The sequence below is a fragment of the Pollutimonas sp. M17 genome (assembly GCF_025836975.1).
Taxonomy (GTDB): Bacteria; Pseudomonadota; Gammaproteobacteria; order Burkholderiales; family Burkholderiaceae_B.
The window spans coordinates 3,253,242-3,276,091 of record NZ_CP107548.1; the positions used below are offsets into that span (position 1 = coordinate 3,253,242).

A 22,850-nucleotide genomic window follows, 5' to 3' on the forward strand; every position below is an offset into this window, starting at 1 on the left:
TTGGGTCAGTCGCCCAGGCCGAGTCGATTGGGCCGCCTTTTTTCGATGGCGCTTTTCAGCAACGCCGCAGCCCTGAAAATACCATGTGCAAACTTCCCATAGGGCATGGTCAGGAAAAAAGCCATCACCACCCCCAGATGCAAGGCCAGCAGCAGCGCCATCGCGCCCGTATCGCGGTAGGCCAGCAGCGCCAGGCCGCTCAGGCTGATCAGGAAAAGCAGGACGATGAACCCCCTGTCCATGGGCCGCTGCGCCGCATCGCCATGCATTGGATGGCGCTTGATGTTAAGCCACAGCAGGCCGGCCGGCCCGATCAGCAGGCCGATACCGCCGAAGATGCCCAGCTGGACGGGAAGGCTGAGTATCGGATACGGCGCCTGATAGTCCAGCAGATAATGGTACAGCGTGGCCACCGATGTGGCGGCGAAACAGAGCAGGAAGCCGTAAAAGGTGAAGTGGTGGAAACGGCGGCGCCATAGCGAAAACCGGTCATCTTCGTTGTTGCAGCCCTCGCCGTGTCCGCCGTCCAGGTACTTCAGGGCCAGCACGTTTTTCGTGGCCTCGACAGCCGCCGCCCCCGTGTCCGGCCCCGCCGGCGGCGACACGCCCCGCCAGAACCGGGCCACGCCGATGCCCAGGGCCACCACCGCAAACAGGAACACCGTCCCGAACATCAGGACCAGCGTATTGTGCGGAAAGACGGCATAGAAGTCGCCCGCCAGCGGCTCGTGGAACAGCGAACCATTGACCAGCAGCGTCAGGATCAGGAACAGGGCCAGGCCAGCCGCGCTGGCCAGGGCCGTCGTCAAGCCGGCGCGCTTGTACAGGGCCCCCAGGGCCGGCGGCCAGGCAAAGTCGGAATACGTCTGCATCCGAACGGTCGCCATGGCCTTGGGCACATTGACCGCGAATTCATGCGGTGGCGCATACTGGCAGGAATGCAGGCAGGCGCCGCAGTTATGGCACAGGTTCGCCAGGTAATGGATGTCGGCCTTGTTGAATTCCAGCAAACGCGTCATGGCCGGAAAGACGGCACAGAAGCCTTCGCAATAGCGGCAGGCGTTGCAAATGGTCATGACACGGTCGACTTCCGCTTCGTCGGTCGTCAGCGGTGGAAGGGCGGGATGGGCCAGCGATGCCGCCTCCCGGGTCAGTGCTTCAAGCTGCTGCATGTTCTTTTCCTGGATGTAGCGTTTTTTCCTCTTGGCCGCGGCTGCCGCTCAGGGCCGCGGCGGCGGCCTGCGTGCCCGCAATACGGCCGAAGGCCGTGCCTATGCTCATTCCCACGCCGGCGGTATAACCCTGCCCCAGCACATTGCCGGCCATCACCTCTCCCGCCGCGAACAGATTTCCGCTGGGGCGGCCATCGAAATGCACGGCGGCGTTCTCGTCCACCTTGACGCCGAGATAGGTGAACGTGATTCCGGGCCGCAAGGCGTAGGCATAATAGGGCGCGGTATCCAAAGGACGGGCCCAGTGCGTCTTGGCGGGCTCCAGGCCTTCGGTATGGCAATCGTCCAGGACTTCATGGTTGAAATCGCCCATGCGACAGGCCGCGTTGTAGCTGTCGACGGTTTCCATGAAGGTCCGCTCATCCAGGCCCAGCCGGCGCGCCAGCTCCGGCAATGAGTCGGCCTTCTCGCCCGGGAACACGGGCGGCATGAAGCGGCCCACGGCCTTGGCATCGATGATGGAATAAGCGATCTGGCCGGGCTGCTTGGCAACCAGCCGGCCCCAGATGGCATAGCGCTTGGGCCAGAAGTCCTCGCCTTCATCGTAGAAGCGCCGCGCATCGCGGTTGACGACAATGCCCAGCGACACGCAATCGACCCGCGTGCAGATGCCCCCGTCGTACAGGGGCGCGCGGGCGTCGATGGCCACCGAATGGGACTGGGTGGGATCGCCGATGGCGTCGGCGCCCGCATCCAGCAGGAACTTGAGCAGCACGCCCATGTTGAAACGCGTGCCGCGTATCAGGAAGTTGTCGGCAGGCCATTCGCCCGCCTCGTTCTGGCCCCAGGCTTCACGCAGCCATTCCCGGTTCGATTCGAAACCGCCACTGGCCACTACACAGGCGCGCGCTTCGATGCGTTCGCTGCCGATGCGGGCCGCGACGAAACGGTCTCCGTCCAGTTCCAGCGCATCGACCGGCGCATCGTAGCGTATCTGCACGCCCAGGTTCTCGGCGCTGCGGTAATAGGCGTTGACCAGTGCCTTGCCGCCGCCCATGAAAAAAGCGTTGGTGCGCGCCACGTGCAAGGTGCCCGACAGCGAGGGCTGGAAGCGCACGCCATGCTTGCGCATCCAGTCGCGACAGGATGACGAGGCGCGTATCACCAGGCGTGCCAGCTTCTCGTTGGTGATGCCGCCGGTTACCTTGAGCAGATCCTGCCAGAACTCCTCTTCGGGATAGGCGTCGACCAGCACGTCCTGGGGCGCGTCGTGCATGCAGCGCAGATTGCGCGTGTGCTGGGAATTTCCTCCGCGCCACTCCTTGGGCGCGGACTCCAGGATCATGACACTTGCGCCCGCTTCGCGAGCCATCAGGGCCGCACACAGGGCGGCATTTCCGCCGCCGATTACGAGTACATCCAGCATCGTTCACTTCCCGGGAGAGTCCAGGGCACAAGCCCCTTCGCTCAAGGCCGCGCCAAAAAACGCCAAGAATAGAAACAATATGTTCCCTGCGCTAGTGGGACGTATCGCAACAGCCCTTCATGGTTCGTGAATAGAAGCCCCCGTCCAACGCCCTTCGCGCACCAGGCGCAGAGCGACGTCGCGCATCACGACACGCGTCGCCAGCCCGGCCGGCGAAAGCTCGTCATCGGACAGGCTGACGAGGAGATTGCGGCGGGTCAGGCCTGGATCGGAGATTTCGGACATCAGAAAGGCCTTGTCGGGCAGGCGCGCAATCGCCGCGCCGGGCTGTATGGTGGCCACCAGCCCCGCGCCGACGGCATCCATCAGCATGGCCAGCGAGTCGATTTCCATGGCGATGTTGATGCTCAGGTCCTGCTGGCCTATGGCCCCCGCCAAGAGGGAGCGCAAGCCGTGCATATTGGTGGGCATGACCAGGGGCAGACTGGTCAGCCCCGCCAGCCGTACCTTCTTCTGCTTGGGGAAACCCTTGAAGCCCTTGGCGGCGATCACGAACAGGCGCTCGTCCAGCAGGGGCATGACCGACCATCTCCGGCCCGCTTCGCTGTTGAACACGATGGCCAGGTCCAGTTGCCGCGCATTCAGCATATTCATCAGATGGCCGGACAGGGATTCGACCAGATGGAAACGCACGTCGGGATAGCGCTCGCGCATCGCCAGCATAAGGGGCAGGCCCATGACCGCCGCCGTGGTGGGCGCCATGCCCACGCTGACGTGCCCCGACAGTCTGGCCTGCTGCGCCGCCCGGGCCGCTTCGTCGACGTGGCGCAGGGCCAGCTGAGCCTGCCTGAAGAAGGCCAGGCCGGCGTCGGTCGGCACGACTCCGGTGCCCGTGCGCTGCAACAGGCGGGTGGCCAGCTCGGACTCCAGGCGGCTGATCTGCTGGCTGAGCGCGGACGTGACCACGCCCAGTTCGCGGGCGGCCTTGCCCATGCTGCCCGCTTCGACCACACAGGCGAAATAGCGAAGTTGACGGATTTCCATACGGACGATTGTAGCGGCTGGCCAGCCTGAAACGGCATGGGGATTGCTGGCGGAGAGCCATCAACCAATGCCCGGAGGAACCCCATGGAAAACAAGCACCTTTCACCCAGCATCGCGGACTGGCCCGAGGACGCGCAGGAAGCGGCGCAACTGGTCGTCGACAAATACGGCGAACCGGATGAAATTACCGACACGCAGATCACCTGGCACCGGCCGGGCCCGTGGAAACGCATCGTCGCGACCCGCATGGTCAGCCAGCACGATTTTCCCGCGCCGCATTACGATTCGGTCGAGTCCGTCATCGATTACCGTTTTCCTCCCGACAAGGCGACGCAAGCCTGCCTGTTCGACGGCAGCGTCGTGATCAATCGCACGAGGGGCGAGGTCTCGGCGCGCTGCCACGATGAGGAGGCGAACTTCCTGGCCCTGAACCTGATGCACGACATTGCGACGGGTGTGAAGGACGTCGAACAGGCACGGGATTACTACGCCAAGGAATTCGTGGATTACCGCCGCAAGAAGCCCACGCCCTATATGCAGGGACTGCGGTTTACGCCGGGGGACGGCGGTACGGCCGATCCGGACCTGCGGATGCTGAGCGACGAAGACCTGGAAAAGGCCGCCCAGGAAGGAAAAGAACGTGGCTGACCGGGACGAGGTCACGGAGGAGGTCGCCGACTTCATGCGCGACCGTTCGCTGATGCTGGTCACGGCCGAGTCCTGCACCGGCGGCCTTATCGCCGCCCTGCTTGCGGACATTCCCGGTGCGGGGCGCTTGCTGGATTGCGCTTTCGTGACGTATTCGCCCGAATCAAAGAAGCGCTGCCTGTCGGTCGGCGCCGAAACACTGGAGCGCTGCAACCTGACCAGCGAAACGGTGGCCAGGGAAATGGCCGCTGGCGCCCTGAAGAACAGCCGGGCGAACGTGGCGGTTTCGAATACCGGCGTCGTCGACGACACGGATCGCGACATTCCGGCCGGAACGCAATGCTTCGCATGGGCTTTCAGCCCCCGGCCGGACGGGGAATCGGCGCGCCAGGCGATGTTCAGCGAAACACGCCGGTTCGAGGGCGACAGGACGGAGATCCGGACAGCCGCGGCCAGGTATGCGCTGGAACGCATTCCCCATTATTTCCTAATTCATGCCAAGGCCCCGGCCGATTCAGGCTCCGGCTAAAGGGGCTAACGCGTGAGCAGGACGTAAGCGCCCTGCGACAGATAGACCACGCCTATGGCCATCACCAGCCCTTGCGTCCAGCGCCGGAACTGGTGATCGGTCAGTTTTTCCAGTACGAATTTGCTCAGGCTGGTGCCAAGAATGGCCATGGCGATGGCGATGCCCATCGCCCATTTCTCGACCTCGCTTTCACCGCCCATGATGTGGGTGAAGTAGATGAGCTTGGCCAGGTGCGAGAAGGTCTGGCAGGCGGCTTTGGTGGCCACCACGCTGCGGCGGTCCATCTGGCAGCGCACGTAGAACACGTCCAGCAAGGGGCCGGATACGCCCGCGATGAACTGCATGGATGTGTTCATGAAACCGCAAAGCTCTGCACCGAAGCGATTGTTGGCCTGAGGCACGAATCTGGCCGGAATCAATACGGCCAGAAAAGGGATGATGCCCAGGGCGATCAGGACCATGGCCCGGTCGGGCACGAAGCCTACGAAGGCGAACAGCAGCCCGGCAACCAGCAGACCCAATATGTAGCGGCCAAAGATTCCGTAATGGGTATGGCGCCGCCAAAGGAGCGCGCGCCATCCGTTGGACGTCATCTGCGCCGTGCCGTGCAGCACCATGGCGGCTGAAACCGGCATGTAGGCGATCAGTATGCCCATCAGTATCATGCCGCCCGCCATCCCGAAGACGCCGGAAACAAACGATGTTCCCAACACCGACACAGCCAATAGGGATAGAAGAGCGATCTGCAAGATTACGTACCGGGTTGTGCAAGAGGATAGCGCCCGATTATAGGACCGAAAGCCTCCGTGCACGCCAGCGGTGAAGGGGAATCGACCCGCAAGAGGCATTGCCAGGCGAAGCCGCCCGCCTGACGCAGCTTTTTTTCAATCTTTGGGAAATAGGGGCAAGGCTCTTTTGTGGGCCGAATTGCGATGCGTGCGCGCGATGACGTCGAAGGCCTCCTGGGAAATATCCTTGCCCTCGAGGAAATCGTCGATTTCGCCGTAGCTCACGCCAAAGGCCTCCTCGTCCGGTTTCAAGGGCGAAAGCGATTCCAGATCGGCGGTGGGTATTTTCATGACCAGGGCCTCGGGCGCGCCCATGGCGGCGGCCAGCGCCCGCACACGCCGCTTGTTCAGTCCGGCCAGCGGGGTGATGTCGGCCGCGCCGTCGCCGAACTTGGTGAAGAAGCCCATCAGCGCTTCGGCCGCATGGTCGGTGCCCACCACCAGCCCCCGGTAAGCGCCGGCCGCCGCATATTGCGCAATCATCCGCTGGCGGGCCTTGATGTTGCCCAGAAGGAAATCCTGCTGCCTGTCGTCGCGGAACTGCACCTCGCCCTGCAGCAGGGCGGCCAGCATGGCGTCGCTGGCCGGCTTGATATTGACGGTAAGCAGCGTGTCGGGCTGGATGACGTCCAGCGATGCCTGTGCATCGTGCTCGTCGCGCTGTTCGCCGTAGGGCAGGCGCATGGCGATGAAACTCGCCTCGCGCCCGCGATTGCGGGCCAGCGCGGCGGCGCGCTGCGACAGGCAGCCCCCGACCAGCGAATCGACGCCGCCGCTGATGCCAAGAACCAGCGCGCTGCTGCCGGTTTCCACCAGGTAATCGGCCAGGAACTTCACCCGCCGTTCGACTTCGCTCTCGGCGTCGAAGTCGGCATCGACGCCCAGTTCCTCGATGATGTCGCGCTGCTTTGCGCGCTGTTCCGGTGTTAGCACGATGTATCCCTTCCGGTTTGAAATCCATTGACGGGCCTGGCGGAACGCCGCTCCGGCCTTGAGGGATTATGATACGACAGGTGCCGCCATTCATATATATGGGCGGCCGCCGACCAAAAAGAAAAAAGGATCTTCCCCGCGCATGAGCAAGCCCATATCGGCGACCGTCGTACTCGTCGCCACCCTGACTGTGCAGTCCCTGGTGGCCATGTGCCTGCTCACCCTGCCGGTGGTCGCCCCCGCCGTCGCCGAAACCCTGGGAATTTCGACCGTGTACCTGGGCTTGTACATTGCCTTCGCCTATGCCGGCGCGATGTCGGCCAGTCTGCTGTCGGGCGGAGTCGTACGCCGCTATGGCGCCATACGCGCCAGCCAGATCGGACTGGCGCTGTGCGCGGCGGGCGTGGCGATGTGCGCCATCGAGTCTCCCATCGCCGCCGCGCTGGGAGCCGTGCTCATCGGCCTGGGCTATGGCCCCATCACTCCGGCAAGTTCGCATCTGCTGGCTCGCAGCACGCCGGCCCACCGCATGTCTTTCGTTTTCTCCGTCAAGCAGACCGGCGTGCCGCTGGGCGGAGTGCTGGCCGGCGTCGTCGTGCCCGGGCTGGCCGACATCGCGGGCTGGCAGGCGGCCTTTCTTGTCATCGCCGCCGCCACCCTGCTCTGCGCCGTGGCCATCCAGCCGCTCTGCGCGGACCTGGACGCCGACAAGGATAGGACGCAGGCGGTGTCATTCGGCAACGGGCTGGCGGCTCCCTTGCGCCTGGTGTTCAGCCAGCGCAGCCTGGCCGTGCTGGCCGCCGTGTCCTTCTTCTTCTCGATTACACAATTGTCGCTGACCACCTATATGGTGACCTACCTGCACGACGACCTGGGCATGGGGCTGATCGTGGCGGGATTCACGCTGGCCGTCGCGCAGGCGGCGGGCGTGGCCGGGCGCCTGCTGTGGGGCTATCTATCCGATCGATTCCTGGGCCCCATCGCCATGCTGGGACTGCTTGCGGTATTGATAGCGATATGCTCGCTGGCGACGCCTTTCCTGCAATACGTCGATTCGCAAACGCTGACGCTGATCGTGCTGTCGCTGTTCGGCAGCAGCGCCGTCGGCTGGAATGGCGTCTATCTGGCCGAGGTGGCCCGACAGGCGCCGCCGGGCCAGGCCAGCATCGCCACCGGCGGCACGCTGTCCATGACATTCCTTGGCATCGTCATCGGGCCCCCGATATTCGGGATGATCGCCGGCGCCTTCGGCAGCTACGGCCTGGCCTATGCATCGCTGGTCGTGCCCGCCGGCCTGTGCATGTGGCTGCTGTGGCGTCATCGCAAGGCGTTTGCCGCTGACGCCGCATAGGCCTGGGCCGACTGGTGGAGGACTTGCGCAAGCTGGCGGGCGGCGGGGCCGGCTCCTTCCTGGCTACCGAAGGTCAGGTAGAGCGAGACGCGGCGGATCCGGCCCTCGCTCAAGGGCAAGGGCCAAAGGGCGCCCTCATCCAGGCGCCTTTGTATGAGATGACGCGGCAGCCAGGCGAAGCCCAGCCCGTCGGCCACCATCGCGGCCGAGGTTTCCAGGCTGCTGACCGTCCAGCGCTGGGCGGAGCCCAGCCAGCCCTCATCGCGCGGGTTCACGGTGCCCGAGTCGCGCAACACGACCTGCATTTCCCGCCTCAGGTCGTCGCCGTCCAGCTCGCGCCCCAGGCGATGCAGGGTGTGCGAGGGATGGGCCACGGCGATGAAGTCCACATCCAGCAAGAGGTTTCCCAGATAGCCGGCGGGCACGCGCGTTCCGACCAGCACGTCGGCGCGCTGGCCGGCCAGGGCTTCCTCGGCGCCCGATAGCACGACTTCGGTCAGTTGCAGGCGTGTCTGCCCCGCCACCCGCGTAAATTGCGCCAGAGCATCCAGCAGCAGGGGCGTGGGCAGCGCGGCATCGACCACCAGCCTGACTTCGGCCTCCCAGCCATGCTCCAGTTGCGCCGCCCTTTGCTCCAGCTTGGCCGCGTCGTTCAACAGATCTACAGCCTGGGCCAGCAATGCCTTGCCGCTTTCGGTCAACCGCGCCTTGCGCCCTTCCATCGCCAGGAGCTGCACTCCCACCTGTTCCTGCAGGCGCGCCACCATGTAGCTGATGGAGGACTGGCTGCGATGCAGCGCCTCCGCCGCCTGGGCGTATCCGCCGTGTTCGACGATGGCTTGCAGGACGCGCCATTGCTCCAGAGTGGTCTTCAATGTTGGCATAGGCTTGAAATATGCCTTCGGCCCCGCCCCCTGGGCCGCAAGGCAATGAAATATCTATAAATCCGATAATAATCGACAGAATTTTGCGCTTTTTTATAGAAAAAATAAATCCTAGAATAGTTTCATCGAAGCCATGGCTTCATCAATTCAGGAGCGAAACATGCTGGAAATCAGGAAAGCCGCAGATCGCGGCCACGCACAACATGGTTGGCTGGACAGCCACCATACCTTTTCATTTGCCGAATACTATGACCGCGCGCACATGGGCTGGAGCGCCTTGCGGGTGATCAATGACGACACGGTCCAGGCGGGCGAGGGTTTCGGCGCCCACGGCCACCGCGATATGGAAATTTTTTCCTATGTCCTGGAAGGCGCGCTGGAACATAAGGACTCCATGGGTTCCGGATCGGTCATACGCCCCGGCGACGTGCAGCTCATGAGCGCGGGAACCGGCGTACAGCATAGCGAGTTCAATCACTCGCGCACCGAGCCGGTGCATTTCCTGCAGATCTGGATCGTCCCGAAATTCTCCGGCATCAAACCGAATTATCAGGAAAAGCGTTTCAGCGACGAAGAGAAACGCGGCAGGCTGCGCCTGGTCGTTTCGCCGGACGGTCAGGACGGCTCGCTGACCATCGTGCAGGACGCGCGCGTCTATGCCGGTCTGCTGGACGGGGATGAAAAAATCGAGCAGCCGCTGCCGGCGGGCCGGCATGCCTACGTGCATGTCGCCCGCGGCCAGCTGACGCTCAATGGGCTATCGCTGTCCGCCGGCGATGGCGTCAAGATCGCCGACGAAACGATGCTGACCCTGGCCGGCGGCGAGAATGCCGAAGTGCTGGTGTTCGACCTGCCTTAGAAGTCGTCCAGCACGGCGCCCGTGCTGGCCGTGGAGGCATTGAAGGCGAACTTGGCCTGCACGCCGCGCGTATAACGCGGGGCCGGCTCCTTCCAGGCCGCACGGCGCGCGGCCAGCTCGGCATCGTCCACATGCACCTGCAGCAGCAATTGGTGCGCGTCGATGGTGATGGAATCGCCCTCGTGCACCAGGCCTATCGTGCCGCCCACGGCGGCCTCCGGCGCGACGTGGCCCACGACCATGCCCCAGGTGCCGCCCGAAAAGCGGCCATCGGTGATCAGGCCCACGGAATCGCCCAGGCCCGCTCCGATCAGAGCGCCGGTGGGCGCCAGCATTTCGGGCATGCCCGGGCCGCCCTTGGGACCCAGATAGCGCAGCACCATGACGTCGCCGGCCTTGATCTTGCCGTCTAGTATGGCCTTGAGTGCGGATTGCTCGTCGTCGAAGACGCGGGCGGGCCCGGTAATGACGGGATTCTTCAGGCCGGTGATCTTGGCGACCGCGCCTTCGGGCGACAGGTTGCCCTTCAGTATGGCCAGGTGGCCCTGCTTGTACAGCGCCTTGTCCAGCGGGAAGATCACCTTCTGGTCGGCGGCGGGCACATCGGGAATGTCCTTCAGAAGCTCGGCGATCGTCTTTCCGGTGATGGTGATGCAGTCGCCATGGATGAGGCCGGCGTTCAGCAGCAGCTTCATCACTTGCGGCACGCCGCCCGCCTTGTGGAAATCCACCGCCAGGTAATGACCGCTGGGCTTCAGGTCGCAAATGACCGGCACGCGCTGGCGCACGCGCTCGAAGTCATCGATGGTCCATTCGACGCCGGCCGCATGGGCAATGGCCAGTATGTGCAGGACGGCATTGGTCGAGCCGCCGGTGGCCATGACCACGCTGACGGCGTTCTCGATGGATTTGCGGGTCACGATGTCGCGCGGCTTCAGGTCCAGTTCGACGGCCTTGAGCAAGACTTTTGCGGACTCGGCCGCCGATTGCGTTTTCTCGTCGTGGACATTGGCCATGGTCGACGAGTAGGGCAGGCTCATGCCCAGGGCCTCGAATGCGGAGCTCATGGTATTGGCGGTATACATGCCGCCGCAGGAGCCGGGGCCGGGAATGGCATGCAGTTCGATCTGCTTGAGCTCCTGGTCGCTCATGCGTCCGGCGGCGTTCTCGCCCACCGCCTCGAACACGCTGACGATGTTCAGGTCCTTGCCGTTCAAGCGACCGGGAAGAATCGTGCCGCCGTAGACATAGATGGCCGGCACATTGGCGCGCAGCATGCCCATCATGCCGCCGGGCATGTTCTTGTCGCAGCCGCCGATGACCACGACGCCGTCCATCCATTGCCCCTGGACACAGGTTTCGACGCAGTCGGCGATGACTTCGCGCGAGACCAGCGAATACTTCATGCCCTCGGTGCCCATGGCCATGCCGTCGGATATCGTCGGCGTGCCGAACACCTGCGCATTGCCGCCCGACGATTCAATGGCCTCGATCGCCGCATCGGCCAGCTTCTGCAAGCCGCTGTTGCAAGGCGTGATGGTGCTGTGGCCGTTGGCCACGCCGATCATGGGCTTGTTGAAGTCTTCTTCTTTGTAACCCAGCGCGTAATACATGGAACGGTTGGGCGCGCGGGCCGGACCCTGGGTAATGTTGGCGGAACGCAGGCGTTTTTGGGTGCTCATTTTCTTCCTTTCGTGAATTCATGGCCCAGGAATTCCGGGCCGGCAAATTATTTTTGAAATCAGTTTACCCCCTAAGGCGATTTGGGGCGCCACCCGCTTTCCCGGGATTTCTTCCGAAACTTGATGCAGATCATGGAATGCAAGTGGAAACAATGTGATTATTCGCAACTGAGAATCATTATTGTTTATATTTATGCAGAGCCTATGGAATAAAGTGCGCGCCGGCCTGGCCGCACTGCTTGCCGCCGCCCTGTGCGCCGCCATCGCACAGGCCCAGCCGGCCGCGAAGTACGAGAAAATAACCTTGGCGGGCCCCACCGCGCTGGTCAGCTTCCCCCTGCTGCACATGCTGGAAACCGGCGCACTGAACGACTATACCGACCGGCTGGAATTCCGCCTGTGGCAAAGCCCCGATCAATTGCGGGTGCTGCTGGCCAAAAAGGAAATCGACTTCAGCGCGGCGCCCAGCAATCTGCCGGCGCTGATGGCCAACCGCGGCGAGCCGGTGCGCCTGCTGAACATCTCGGTCTGGGGAATCCTGTGGCTGGTCAGCCGCGACCCGTCCGTCAAAAGCTTCTCGGATCTTGCCGGCAAGGAATTGCTGCTGCCCTTTCACAGGGATCTGCCCTCGGTCCTGGTCGACACCCTGCTGGCCGCCGACGGGAACGAGCCGGGAAATCGCATACAGCTGCGCCGCACGCGCGCTTCCGAAGACGCCATCGCCCTGATGCTGACCGGCCAGAGCCAGAACGCCCTGCTGGTCGAGCCGACGGCATCGCTGCTGATGTGGCGCAACGAGCAGCAGGGCGGCGCGCCGCTATACCGTGTGGAAAGCCTGGAGGACACCTGGCGGGCCCGCTTCCCGGATCAGGCCGACCTGCCCCAGGCCGGCATCATGGCGAACTCGAACGTGGCCGGCGACCTTGCGCTGAGCCGCGCGGTGGAACGGGCCTATGCCGAATCCGCGGACTGGTGCGTGCGGCATGCTCGAGCCTGCGCCGAGATGGTCAACCGGCATATCCCGCATCTGCCCGTCCCGGCCGTGGAAAACGCCATCAAGTCCACCCGCCTGGAAAGCCGCCCCGCCAGTGAAGCGCGCCCGCAGCTGGAAGCCCTGTATACCCTGCTGGGCAAGGACTACCCCCAGGCCATAGGCGGCCGCCTGCCTGACGCCGGATTCTACGGACCATGAGCCCGCCGACCCTGAACGCACCCCGGCGCACCTCCAGGCGCTGGGCCCTGGCCGGCGCCCTGTTGTTGCTGGCCGGCTGGCAGTTCGCGGCCCAGTACCTGGGGCCCCTGCTGATGGCCACACCCATGCAGGCCTTGCGCGGGCTTGCCGCGCTGGCGGAAAGCGATACCTTCTGGGCCAATGCCGGCGCCAGTCTTGCGCGGATAGGCGCGGGTGTGGGAACAGGCTGCCTGATCGGCTTCGCCCTGGGCATACTGGCGGGGCACAATGCCCGATTGCGCGGCCTGCTGGAGCCCTTGCGCTGGCTGCTGATGGCCATCCCTCCCGTGGTCGTCGTCGTGCTGGCCATGCTTTGGTTCGGCCTGGGCTCTTCCATGGTGATTTTCATTACCGTGCTGATGATTGCGCCAGGCATGTATGTGAATACGGTCAAGGGCATGCTGCTGGTGGATCGCTCGCTGATCGAAATGGCGCACGTCTATCGCTTCGATCCCTGGCTGCGCCTGCGGCACCTGTACCTGCCCGCCCTCGCCGCGCCCTTGACGGCCGCCTTGCTGATCGCCACCTGCGGCGGCGTCCGGCTGGTGGTGATGGCGGAAGTGCTCGGCGCCGACAGCGGCGCCGGCTATGCCCTGGCCAATGCGCGCAGTGTATTCGACAGCGGCGAGCTGTACGCCTGGGTCATCCTGATACTGGCGCTGGTGGCGGCGCTCGAGTTCGCTTTGCTGCAACCCTTGCAGCGCCATCTGAACCAATGGCAGGAGCCCAGCCATGCTTGAGCTGCGTGAAGTTTCCTTGCGGTTCGGCCCCGTGCAGGTACTGGATAAAGTCGACTTCCGCCTTGAACCCGGCGAATGCGTTGGCGTGCTGGGCGCCAGCGGCGCGGGCAAGAGCTCCTTGCTGAAGATGGCCGCCGGCCTTTTGCCCGCCACCCAGGGCGCCTGCGTGAACAGCTTCCGCCATGCTTTGCTGGTTTTCCAGGAACCCCGCCTGCTGCCCTGGCGGCGCACGCAGGAAAACGTGGAAATCCCCCTGATCGCTTCGGGCGTACCGCGGACCGAAGCGCGGGAACGTGCGCTGCATTGGCTGTCCCGGGTCGGGCTGGCTTCGTCGGCCCGGGCCTGGCCCCGGGAACTGTCCGGCGGCATGGCGCAGCGCGCCGCCCTGGCCCGCGCCTTTGCGCTGCAGCCCGACCTGCTCTTGCTGGACGAACCCTTCAGCGCCCTGGACCCGGCTCTGCGCACCGACCTGGCCCGCCTGTGCGCCGAATGCGCGCGCGACACCGGCGCCGCCATGCTGTGCATCAGCCATCATCCCGAGGAGCTGGCCGGCATGGTCGAGCGCTGCGTCCTGATCGCGGACGGCAAGCTGAGCGGCCACGGCTTCGCGCCGTCGCGGAACAGCCCTGCTCCCTATTCCGCCCTTGCGGCGGCATCCTGCATTTCGATTGAAAAGGAAGCCCAGCCATCATGAGTTATTCCGTCCTTGTGACCCTCCATCTGTTCGCCGCGCTGATGTTCGTCGGCACGGTCTTCTTCGAAGTATTGATATTGGAGAGCGTGCGCAAGCATGTGCCGCGCGACATGATGCGCACGCTGGAAATAGCGATAGGGGTAAGGGCGCGCAGCCTGATGCCCTGGGTGCTGCTGATCCTGTACAGCGCGGGCATAGGCATGGCCTGGCATCATCGCGCCGCCCTGGCCCACCCGCTGGAGAGCAGCTTCGGCCTGTTGCTGACCATCAAGATCGCCCTGGCGCTGAGCGTCTTCGGACACTTCCTGACCGCCATGACACTGCGCCGCAAGGGCAAGCTGCGCTCCGTCCATTTCAAATACATCCACTTGAGCGTCTTCTGTCACATGGTGGGCATCGTCCTTCTCGCCAAGGCCATGTTCTATCTGCACTGGTAATCACCTTCAACAAAAATATTCACGGGGAAAACATGTCATCCGCTCCTATTTTTCGCCGCATGGCGCTTGGCCTTGCGCTGTCCGCAATCTGGCTGCCCGGCGCGCAGGCCGACAACATCGCCACTTTGGCGCCAGTGGTCGTCCAGGGCGACGATGCGTCGTCACCGCTGCAACCCAGCCCGGCCAAGGAAAAAGCCCGCCTGCAACGCGTGGCGGGCGGCACCAATGTCGTCACCCCGCAAGAGGAAGTGCGCCTGGCCACCCTGCGCGACGCGCTGGACTACCAGCCCGGCATCGTGGTGCAGGACTTCTTCGGCGGCATCGACCAGCCGCGCCTCAACATTCGCGGCTCGGGCATACAAAGCAACCCGCTCAACCGCGGCGTGCTTCTGATGCAGGACGGCCTGCCTCTGAACGAGGCCGATGGGTCTTTCGTGATCGGCCTGCTGGAGCCGCGCAACGCGCGCCTGATCAGCGTGCGCCGGGGCGCCAATGCCTTGTCGGCGGGCGCAAGCACGCTGGGCGGCGAGCTGGATTTCCAGTCCTATACCGGAACGCAGAACGAAGTCATCAGCGTCGAAGGGGGCAGCTTCGGCCGGCTGGGCCTGCATGCCGCCAAAGGCTTCCAGGGCGACCAGCTGGACGGCCGGCTGAGCGTGAGCCACGACGAGTCCGAAGGCTACCGGAATCATGCGGATTCCCATCGCACCAGTATCCAGGGCAATTTCGGCGTGCGCAACGACCGCTTCGAGAACCGCACTTACCTGTCCTACACGGACCTGGCGTTCGACATTCCCACCGTGGTGCCCAAGCAGCGGGTCTGGGACGACCCGCGCGGCGTGATGGGCGACCAGCCCGGCGACAATCCCAATATCTACAAGCGCGATCCGCATCGCAAGACCGAGCAGTTCCGCCTGGCCAACCGCAGCTACTGGGGCGACGATGCGCTGAACCAGACCTTCGGCCTGTACTGGCAGAATATCGACGATACCTTTACCGAGCCTACGGTGTCGACGCCGACCACCGGGGACACCTATGGCGCCCAATGGCAATTGGCGGGCAAGTGGAATACCGTGGACTATCGCCTGGCCCTGGACTGGGCCCGCAGCGACATGGAGCGCGACCTGTACATCGTCAATCCGAACAATGGCAGCAACATGAAGCGCTTCGGCAACTTTTCCATGCTGGCTGAGAACCGCAGCGCGCTGCTGGGGCTGGAATGGCACATCACCCCGCAATGGAGCCTCGTCGGCGACCTGAAATACACCCAGGCCGTGCGCGATACCAAAGACAGGCTGACCGGTCAGAGCCTGGATCAGGACTGGTCTTACGCCAGCCCCAAGGTGGGCATCATCTGGAAGCCCAGCCAGGCCCTGCGCCTGTTCGCGAACGTCAGCCGCAGCAATGAGGCCCCCTCTTACTGGGAAATCATCACCGGCAGCGTCCAGAACCCCATGGCCGGGCAGGCCAGCGCCACGATGAGCAAACTGGACCTGCAACGCGCCCTGACCTATGAAATCGGCGCCGACGGCATCCTGGCCGAGGGCGATTATGCCGCGAACTGGTCCCTGACCCTTTACCGCAGCCATGTCGATGATGAACTGATGAGCGTGACCAACGCATCGGGCTTCGGCTCGGCCGGCACCTTCAACTACACCGACCGCACGCGGCATCAAGGCCTGGAAGCCGGCCTGAACGGCACCCTGCCCGCTCCCGGCGCAGGCGCCTTCGACTACCGCCTGGCCTATACCTACAGCGACTTCCGCTTCATGGGCGGCGAATTCGACGGCAATCGGATTGCGGGCGTGCCGCGCCACCTGATCAGCGCGGAACTGATGTATCGCATCGGCGGCTGGCGCTTCGGTCCGAATCTGCACTGGATGCCGGGCGATACTCCGGTCAACCATGCCAACGTCGCCGGCACCGAACAGAACTCCTATGCACTGCTGGGTTTCAAGCTGGCCTACCAGCACGACAAGCACTGGAGCGCATGGCTGGCGGGCGACAACCTGACCGACCGCAAGTACATCAGCAGCTATGCCATACGCAACACCTCGCTGGCGACGGCCCCGGGCTATCTGCCGGGCAATGGCCGCAGCATCAGCGCTGGGCTGCGCTACGCCTTCTGAGCGCAACTGGCTGCATACCTGGACGGTTTTTTGACGCATAATGCACCTGGATATCAACCAGCCCAGGTGCATGCATGACGACCCTAACCCCTACGGTTCTCATCACCGGCGCGAGCCGGGGAATCGGCGCAGCCACCGCCATCGCCGCCGCGCGCGATGGCTTCGATGTCGCCATCAATTACGTGAAGGATGCGGAGGCGGCGCGCAGCGTGGCGCAGGCGGTCGAGCTGCATGGCCGCAAGGCCGCCGTCATCCAGGCCGACGTAGGCAAGCCGGACGATATTCCCCGCATGTTCCAGGAGGCGGAGCGGCAGCTGGGCCCCTTGACGGCCCTGGTCAACAACACCGGCATCACCGGACCCATCGGACCGTTTTCGCAGACCACCGACGCGACCATAGAGCGCGTCTTCCAGGTCAATGTGTTCGGCGCCATCCAGTGCTGTCGCCAGGCGTTGGCCTGCTTCGAGCGCAACGGAACCGGCGGGGTCATCGTCAATGTGTCCTCGGTTGCGGCCCGTACCGGCAGCCCCGGAGAATACATACACTATGCGGCCAGCAAGGCCGCGCTGGAAGCCTTCAGCCTGGGGCTGGCCCGCGAAGTCGCCGCTTCCGGCGTGCGCGTATGCGGGGTCTCGCCCGGCTCGACGCTGACCGAGATCCACGCCACGGCGGGCGAGCCCGGCCGCCCCGAACGCGTCGCCCCGAAAATCCCCATGGGCAGGCTGGCCCGGCCCGAGGAAATCGCCGAGACCGTGGTCTGGGTCCTGTCGCCGGCGGCATCGTACATTACCGGCACCGTCATCCAATGCGCGGGCGGACTGTAGGCTGATGGCTGATACACCTTTATCTTCCAAGCGCATGACCACACCCGCCATCGAGGTCTGCCCGTCCACCGACCTGGTGGACGGCGGCCTGGCCCACAAGCTACCGGTACGGCACGCCGGCGAAGCAACCACCGCCTTCTTCGTCCGCTACGAGGGGCGCGCCTACGGCTACCTGAACCGCTGCCCGCACATGGGTTCGCCGCTGGACTGGGAAGGCCATGTATTCACACGCGCGGGCGATCAGTTGATGTGCGCGCGCCATGGCGCCACCTTCAGGCCCGACACCGGCGAATGCACCGGCGGGCCCTGCCAGCCCAGCAGGTTGTCCGCCCTGAAGGTGACCGAAGCGGGCCAGGCGGTGCTCTGGTGGCCGGAAGGCAAGACCGAACCGGCATGATGCGTAGCCGCTCAAGAAAAAAGGCGGATGCGGCCATGCCGTACCCGCCCTGAATGCATGCCAGGGCCGGGAAGGCCCTGCGGCATTTACTTCAATTGCGATACGTCGCGGACCGCGCCGCGGTCCGCCGAGGTCGCCAGCGCCGCATAGGCTTTCAGGGCCTGCGACACCACGCGCTGCCTGTCCACCGGCTGCCAGGCGGCGGCGCCGCGTGCTTCCATTTCAGCGCGCCGCTTGGCCAGTTCGTCGTCGCTGATGGCAAGATGGATCTTGCGGTTCGGGATGTCGATTTCTATCGTGTCGCCGTCCTGGACCAGGCCGATGTTTCCGCCTTCGGCCGCTTCGGGCGATGCGTGGCCGATGACCAGGCCCGACGAACCGCCCGAGAAACGCCCATCGGTCAGCAGCGCCGAGCTTTTCCCCAGACCCTTGGACTTCAGGTAGGACGTGGGATACAGCATTTCCTGCATGCCGGGGCCGCCCTTGGGGCCTTCGTAGCGGATCACGACCACGTCGCCCGCCTTGACCTTGCCGCCCAGGATGGCTTCGACGGAATCTTCCTGGCTTTCGTACACGCGTGCCGTGCCCGTGAACTTCAATATGCTTTCATCCACTCCGGCGGTCTTGACGATGCAGCCTTTGGGCGCCAGGTTGCCGTACAGCACGGCCAGTCCGCCATCCTGCGAATAGGCGTGCTCCCTGGAGCGTATGCAGCCTTTTTCGCGGTCCAGATCCAGTTCCTGATAATGGCGGTCCTGGCTGAACGCGGTTTGCGAACGCACGCCGCCCGGCGCCGCCTTGAAGAAATCTTGAACTTCCTGCGCGGCGTTTCCGCCGCCCACGTCCCAGGCGTCGATGGCCTTGCCCAGCGTGCCGCTATGGATGTTGCCGACATCCAGGTTCAACAGGCCGGCGCGCGCAAGCTCGCCCAATATGCCCATGATGCCGCCGGCGCGATGCACGTCTTCGATGTGGAACTTGTCGGTGGCGGGGGCGACCTTGCACAGGCAGGGCACGCGCCGCGAAATGCGGTCGATGTCCGACATGGTGAATTCCACGCCCGCCTCCTGTGCGGCCGCCAGCAAGTGCAGCACGGTATTCGTGGAACCGCCCATGGACACGTCCAGCGTCATGGCGTTCTCGAAGGCCGCGAAGGTGGCGATATTGCGAGGCAGGACCGACGCGTCGTCCTGTTCGTAATAGCGGCGGCACAGATCGACCACCAGCCTGCCCGCGTCCTCGAACAGGCCCTTGCGGCGCGCATGCGTGGCCACCACGGTGCCGTTGCCCGGCAGCGCAAGGCCCAGCGCCTCGGTCAGGCAGTTCATGGAGTTGGCGGTGAACATGCCTGAACACGAGCCGCAGGTGGGACAGGCATTGCGCTCGGCCTCGGCGGCTTCCGCGTCGCTGACGTTGGGGTCGGCCGCCTTGATCATGGCGTCGACCAGGTCCAGCTTCATCAACACTTTCTGTGTGCCCGGCTCGATGATCTTGCCCGCTTCCATGGGGCCGCCGGACACGAACACGACGGGGATGTTCAGGCGCATCGCGGCCATCAGCATGCCCGGGGTGATCTTGTCGCAATTGGAGATGCAGACCATGGCGTCGGCGCAATGCGCGTTGACCATGTATTCGACGGAGTCGGCGATCAGTTCGCGCGAAGGCAGCGAATAAAGCATGCCGCCATGTCCCATCGCGATGCCGTCGTCCACCGCTATGGTATTGAACTCTTTGGCCACGCCGCCCGCCGCTTCGATCTGCCGGGCCACCAGTTGGCCAAGATCCTTGAGGTGTACGTGCCCGGGCACGAACTGGGTGAAGGAATTGACGACGGCGATGATGGGCTTTTCGAAATCGCCATCCTGCATGCCGGTGGCGCGCCAAAGAGCGCGTGCGCCAGCCATGTTGCGGCCATGGGTCGAGGTGCGGGAACGGTATTGCGGCATTTGAATCCCTGAGATGGAAAATACGGGCGAAAAAAATTCTATGATAATCCATCGTATAGTGGTGGATTACCCGGACACGGCAAGGGGTCGGACACGCCGTGTCCCGCAAGCGAAACATCGAACGCAACATCCTTTTTCAGGAGAATTCGTGAATCAAGCCCTGCCTTCCAACCAGGAACCCGGCGCTCTGCGCAACGACATCCGGACGCTCGGAAAAACACTGGGCGATGTCATCAAGGATTGCCAAGGCAAGGCCATTTACGACGTCATCGAAAAACTGCGCCGCGCCGCCGTGAAGTTCCGCCGCGAAGGCAATATCAAGGACAGCCGCATCCTGGAGCGGCAGATCGCCCGCCTGGAAGACGAGGAAGCGTCGTCCGTGGCACGCGCATTCAGCTATTTCCTGCATCTGTCCAATATTGCCGAGGACCGCGATCAGAACAGGCGCCAGCGCCGGCACGAGCTGGCCGCCGACGCGCCCATGCGCGGCAGCCTCCAGCATGCGCTGGATCTGCTGCAAAGCAAGGGCGTGAGCAGCCGCAAGATACTGCGCTACCTGGAACAGGCCTGCATCGTTCCCGTGCTGACCGCGCACCCCACCGAAGTCCAGCGCAAGAGCACGCTGGACCTGCACAGGGAAATCGCCCGTCAGCTGGCGCTTAGCGACGCCACGCAGACGCCCGCCGAAAAACTCCAGTTGCAGCGCAGGCTGGCCGGCCTGGTGGCCACGCTCTGGCAAACCCGCATGCTGCGCCGGCAGAAGCTGACCGTGCTGGATGAGATCGACAATGCGCTGACTTACTACACCAGCACCTTCCTGACCGCCATCCCGCGCTTGTACCAGGACTTGTCCATACGCCTGCAACCGCCCGGCCGCACGCTGTTCGATGTCAATGCCCGGCCCTTGCCGGCCTTCCTCCAGATGGGCAGTTGGATAGGCGGCGACCGCGACGGCAATCCGAACGTCGATGCCTCGACGCTGGAACAGGCCCTGCTGCGCCAATCCGCGCATGTGCTGCGCCATTATCTGCAAGAGGTCAAATCGCTGGGCACCGAGATATCGCTGTCCCATACGCTGAGCGCGGCCAGTCCAGACCTGCTCGCCCTGTCCATGGCCAGCCAGGATGCGTCCGAACACCGCGTCGATGAGCCCTACCGCCGCGCCTTCATCCATTTGTATGCGCGCCTGGCGGCGACTTCCGTCGCCCTGACGGGGCGGCAGCTGGCCCAGCGCCCTACTTACCCGGCTCCGGCCTATGCCGGCCCGCAGGAATTCCAGCGCGACCTGCGTGTCATTGCCGACTCCCTGGACCGGCATCACGGCAGCCTGATCGGGCAATTGCGCCTGTCGGGCCTGTTGCAGGCCGTCAGCATTTTCGGCTTCCACCTGGCCACGGTCGACTTGCGCCAAAGCTCCGACGTGCATGAGCGCGTGCTGACCGAGCTGTTCAAGGCGGCCAAGGCCACATTCAAGGGCACGCCGGTGGACTACCGCAAGCTGTCCGAGGAAGACCGCGTTCAATTGCTGCGCCAGGAAATCCAGCAGGTCCGCCCCCTGGTCTCGCCCTGGCTGCATTACTCGGCCGAAACGGAGAAAGAGCTGGCGATCCTGCGCATGGCCGCCGCCTGCCGGAAAAAATACGGACCGGACGCCATCAAGCAGACCATCGTCTCGCACACCGAAACGCTCAGCGACCTGCTGGAAGTCCTGGTCCTGCAACAAGAGGCCGGGCTCATTTCGCCCCAGGACCGGAAGGGCGCCGACGGCCTGATGGTGGTGCCTTTGTTCGAGACCATACCCGACCTGGTGCGCGGACCGCTGATCATGGCCGAATGGCTGGATCTGCCCGAAGTCGCGCAACGGCTACAGCATGCGCAGGGCGGCATACAGGAAGTCATGCTGGGCTATTCCGACAGCAACAAGGATGGCGGCTACCTGACCTCGAACTGGTCGCTGTACTGCGCCGAGCGGCAACTGGTGCAGGAATTCAAGAAGCGCAAACTGCGCCTGCGCCTTTTCCACGGCCGGGGCGGGTCGGTGGCACGCGGCGGCGGCTCGAGCTTCGATGCCATCCTGGCCCAGCCGCCCGGCACGGTCAACGGACAAATCCGCCTGACCGAACAGGGCGAGGTCATACAGGGCAAGTATAAGGACGCCGAAGTCGGACGCTGGCACCTGGAGAACTTTGTGGCGGCCACGCTCGAAACCAGCCTGGCGGCCAACACCTCGGTATCGCAGTCGGAGGACGACAATATGGCGCGCTTCGGCGCCATCCTGGACTTCATGTCGGAGGTCGCGCAGCAAAGCTACCGCGATCTGGTGTACGGCACGCCGGGCTTCAACGACTATTTCTTCGCGTCCACGCCCATACTGGAAATCGCCGGCCTCAATATCGGGTCTCGGCCGGCGTCGCGCAAGGCCAGCCGGAAGATCGAAGACCTGCGCGCCATCCCCTGGGGATTTTCCTGGGCGCAATGCCGTTTGATGCTGACCGGCTGGTATGGCGTGGGCACTGCCCTGCGCGCGTATGTGGAGCAAGGCTGCGAGCACGCTCCAGCCACATCGTCGGACCGCCTGGCGCAGCTGCGGGAAATGGCCACGGTCTGGCCTTTCTTCAAGACATTGCTGTCCAACATGGAACAAGTCCTGGCCAAGACCGATCTGGGCATCGCCAAACGCTATGCGGGCCTGGTGCCCGACAGGAAGCTGCGCGAAGGCATCTTCGGCCGCATCCGCGCCGAGTTCGAACTGACGCTGGACATGTTCAAGCGCGTCAGCGGCCACGAGCTGCTGGCCAACGACCCCCAGCTCAGCGCCGCGCTGAGCGAGCGCTTCGCCTATATCGATCCGCTGAATCACCTGCAAGTGGAGCTTCTGCAGCGCCATCGCCAGGCGGAAAAAAAGCCCGCCAAGGCGGGCAGCGAGGAAAGCCGCAGCCAGCGGGCCATACACATGACCATCAACGGCATTGCGGCGGGACTCAGGAACTCCGGCTAGATCATGCTGTCGCCGTCCCGGCTGGCGGCGCGCATGTCGCGGATCAGCGCAACAATCAAGGCCACCAGGACGGCGGCCGAGGCCACGGGCCAGACAAGGATATAGCCGGTCAGAAGCATATTCGTCATGTTCTCTCCT

The 22,850-nt window shown here is 64.2% G+C and carries 21 protein-coding genes; 12 read left to right on the top strand and 9 right to left on the bottom strand.

Going from position 1 to position 22,850, the window contains the following annotated elements; translation table 11 throughout:
• Window positions 1-5: 5 nt before the first annotated feature.
• The 3 genes from tcuB to OEG81_RS15350 all read right to left on the bottom strand — a co-directional run bounded on the left by tcuB (window position 6) and on the right by OEG81_RS15350 (window position 3,642).
• Window positions 6-1,172, bottom strand: coding sequence for a tricarballylate utilization 4Fe-4S protein TcuB (gene tcuB / locus OEG81_RS15340; protein ID WP_264130147.1), 1,167 nt, complete (start codon window positions 1,170-1,172; stop codon window positions 6-8).
• The gene (gene tcuA / locus OEG81_RS15345) at window positions 1,159-2,598 is read right to left on the bottom strand and encodes an FAD-dependent tricarballylate dehydrogenase TcuA (RefSeq protein WP_264130148.1); all 1,440 of its coding nucleotides are present in this window, start codon (window positions 2,596-2,598) and stop codon (window positions 1,159-1,161) included. The genes tcuB and tcuA overlap by 14 nt, the downstream gene beginning before the upstream one ends.
• A gap of 117 nt (window positions 2,599-2,715) precedes the next feature.
• A complete protein-coding gene (locus OEG81_RS15350) occupies window positions 2,716-3,642 on the bottom strand; it encodes a LysR family transcriptional regulator (protein ID WP_264130149.1) in 927 nt (308 codons plus the stop codon).
• 84 nt (window positions 3,643-3,726) lie between these two features.
• Between OEG81_RS15350 and OEG81_RS15355 the strand changes: the two genes are divergently transcribed.
• Both OEG81_RS15355 and OEG81_RS15360 read left to right on the top strand, forming a co-directional pair.
• Complete coding sequence (locus tag OEG81_RS15355) at window positions 3,727-4,290, top strand: hypothetical protein (RefSeq protein ID WP_264130150.1); 564 nt, start codon at window positions 3,727-3,729, stop codon at window positions 4,288-4,290.
• The gene (locus OEG81_RS15360) at window positions 4,283-4,819 is read left to right on the top strand and encodes a CinA family protein (protein WP_264130151.1); all 537 of its coding nucleotides are present in this window, start codon (window positions 4,283-4,285) and stop codon (window positions 4,817-4,819) included. The genes OEG81_RS15355 and OEG81_RS15360 overlap by 8 nt, the downstream gene beginning before the upstream one ends.
• Before the next feature lie 5 nt (window positions 4,820-4,824).
• Here the strand turns inward: OEG81_RS15360 and OEG81_RS15365 are convergent, their stop codons facing one another.
• Together OEG81_RS15365 and nadE are read right to left on the bottom strand one after the other, a co-directional pair.
• Window positions 4,825-5,568, bottom strand: coding sequence for a sulfite exporter TauE/SafE family protein (locus tag OEG81_RS15365; RefSeq protein WP_264130152.1), 744 nt, complete (start codon window positions 5,566-5,568; stop codon window positions 4,825-4,827).
• A gap of 135 nt (window positions 5,569-5,703) precedes the next feature.
• Entirely contained in the window at window positions 5,704-6,540 is an 837-nt protein-coding gene (nadE, locus tag OEG81_RS15370; RefSeq protein WP_264130153.1) for an ammonia-dependent NAD(+) synthetase, read from the bottom strand.
• A 142-nt stretch (window positions 6,541-6,682) separates the two neighbouring features.
• On the opposite strand from nadE, the gene OEG81_RS15375 reads away from it, so the two are divergent.
• Window positions 6,683-7,891, top strand: a complete 1,209-nt coding sequence (locus OEG81_RS15375) for an MFS transporter (RefSeq protein WP_264130154.1) — start codon at window positions 6,683-6,685, stop codon at window positions 7,889-7,891.
• Here the strand turns inward: OEG81_RS15375 and OEG81_RS15380 are convergent.
• The gene (locus OEG81_RS15380) at window positions 7,858-8,775 is read right to left on the bottom strand and encodes a LysR family transcriptional regulator (RefSeq protein WP_264130155.1); all 918 of its coding nucleotides are present in this window, start codon (window positions 8,773-8,775) and stop codon (window positions 7,858-7,860) included. The genes OEG81_RS15375 and OEG81_RS15380 overlap by 34 nt on opposite strands.
• Before the next feature lie 160 nt (window positions 8,776-8,935).
• On the opposite strand from OEG81_RS15380, the gene OEG81_RS15385 reads away from it, so the two are divergent.
• Window positions 8,936-9,634 (top strand): pirin family protein, encoded by a 699-nt coding sequence (locus OEG81_RS15385; protein WP_264130156.1) that lies wholly within the window; start codon window positions 8,936-8,938, stop codon window positions 9,632-9,634.
• Here OEG81_RS15385 and ilvD (OEG81_RS15390) read toward each other — a convergent pair.
• Window positions 9,631-11,316 (bottom strand): dihydroxy-acid dehydratase, encoded by a 1,686-nt coding sequence (ilvD, locus tag OEG81_RS15390; RefSeq protein WP_264130157.1) that lies wholly within the window; start codon window positions 11,314-11,316, stop codon window positions 9,631-9,633. The two genes, OEG81_RS15385 and ilvD (OEG81_RS15390), sit on opposite strands and share 4 nt — an antisense overlap.
• 193 nt (window positions 11,317-11,509) lie before the next feature.
• Between ilvD (OEG81_RS15390) and OEG81_RS15395 the strand changes: the two genes are divergently transcribed.
• The 7 genes from OEG81_RS15395 (at window position 11,510) to OEG81_RS15425 (ending at window position 17,768) form a co-directional block, all read left to right on the top strand.
• Entirely contained in the window at window positions 11,510-12,508 is a 999-nt protein-coding gene (locus tag OEG81_RS15395; protein WP_264130158.1) for an ABC transporter substrate-binding protein, read from the top strand.
• Window positions 12,505-13,287: an ABC transporter permease gene (locus OEG81_RS15400; RefSeq protein ID WP_264130159.1), complete on the top strand. Its 783-nt coding sequence runs from the start codon at window positions 12,505-12,507 to the stop codon at window positions 13,285-13,287. Before OEG81_RS15395 ends, OEG81_RS15400 begins: the two co-directional genes overlap by 4 nt.
• The gene (locus OEG81_RS15405) at window positions 13,280-13,981 is read left to right on the top strand and encodes an ATP-binding cassette domain-containing protein (protein WP_264130160.1); all 702 of its coding nucleotides are present in this window, start codon (window positions 13,280-13,282) and stop codon (window positions 13,979-13,981) included. The genes OEG81_RS15400 and OEG81_RS15405 overlap by 8 nt, the downstream gene beginning before the upstream one ends.
• Window positions 13,978-14,418, top strand: coding sequence for a CopD family copper resistance protein (locus OEG81_RS15410; protein WP_264130161.1), 441 nt, complete (start codon window positions 13,978-13,980; stop codon window positions 14,416-14,418). The genes OEG81_RS15405 and OEG81_RS15410 overlap by 4 nt, the downstream gene beginning before the upstream one ends.
• A 32-nt stretch (window positions 14,419-14,450) precedes the next feature.
• Complete coding sequence (locus OEG81_RS15415; RefSeq protein WP_264130162.1) at window positions 14,451-16,547, top strand: TonB-dependent receptor family protein; 2,097 nt, start codon at window positions 14,451-14,453, stop codon at window positions 16,545-16,547.
• A 74-nt stretch (window positions 16,548-16,621) separates the two neighbouring features.
• Window positions 16,622-17,371 (top strand): SDR family oxidoreductase, encoded by a 750-nt coding sequence (locus OEG81_RS15420; protein ID WP_264130163.1) that lies wholly within the window; start codon window positions 16,622-16,624, stop codon window positions 17,369-17,371.
• A 34-nt stretch (window positions 17,372-17,405) separates the two neighbouring features.
• Window positions 17,406-17,768, top strand: coding sequence for a Rieske (2Fe-2S) protein (locus OEG81_RS15425; RefSeq protein ID WP_264130164.1), 363 nt, complete (start codon window positions 17,406-17,408; stop codon window positions 17,766-17,768).
• 86 nt (window positions 17,769-17,854) lie between these two features.
• Here the strand turns inward: OEG81_RS15425 and ilvD (OEG81_RS15430) are convergent, their stop codons facing one another.
• A complete protein-coding gene (gene ilvD, locus OEG81_RS15430; RefSeq protein WP_264130165.1) occupies window positions 17,855-19,714 on the bottom strand; it encodes a dihydroxy-acid dehydratase in 1,860 nt (619 codons plus the stop codon).
• A 40-nt stretch (window positions 19,715-19,754) separates the two neighbouring features.
• Between ilvD (OEG81_RS15430) and ppc the strand changes: the two genes are divergently transcribed.
• Window positions 19,755-22,712 carry a phosphoenolpyruvate carboxylase gene (ppc, locus tag OEG81_RS15435; RefSeq protein WP_412034077.1) on the top strand — a complete coding sequence of 986 codons (2,958 nt, stop codon included), beginning with the start codon at window positions 19,755-19,757 and terminating at the stop codon, window positions 22,710-22,712.
• On the opposite strand, the gene OEG81_RS15440 is transcribed toward ppc, so the two are convergent.
• Window positions 22,709-22,840 (bottom strand): putative transporter small subunit, encoded by a 132-nt coding sequence (locus tag OEG81_RS15440; protein WP_317135353.1) that lies wholly within the window; start codon window positions 22,838-22,840, stop codon window positions 22,709-22,711. The genes ppc and OEG81_RS15440 overlap by 4 nt on opposite strands.
• Between the last annotated feature and the right edge of the window lie 10 nt (window positions 22,841-22,850).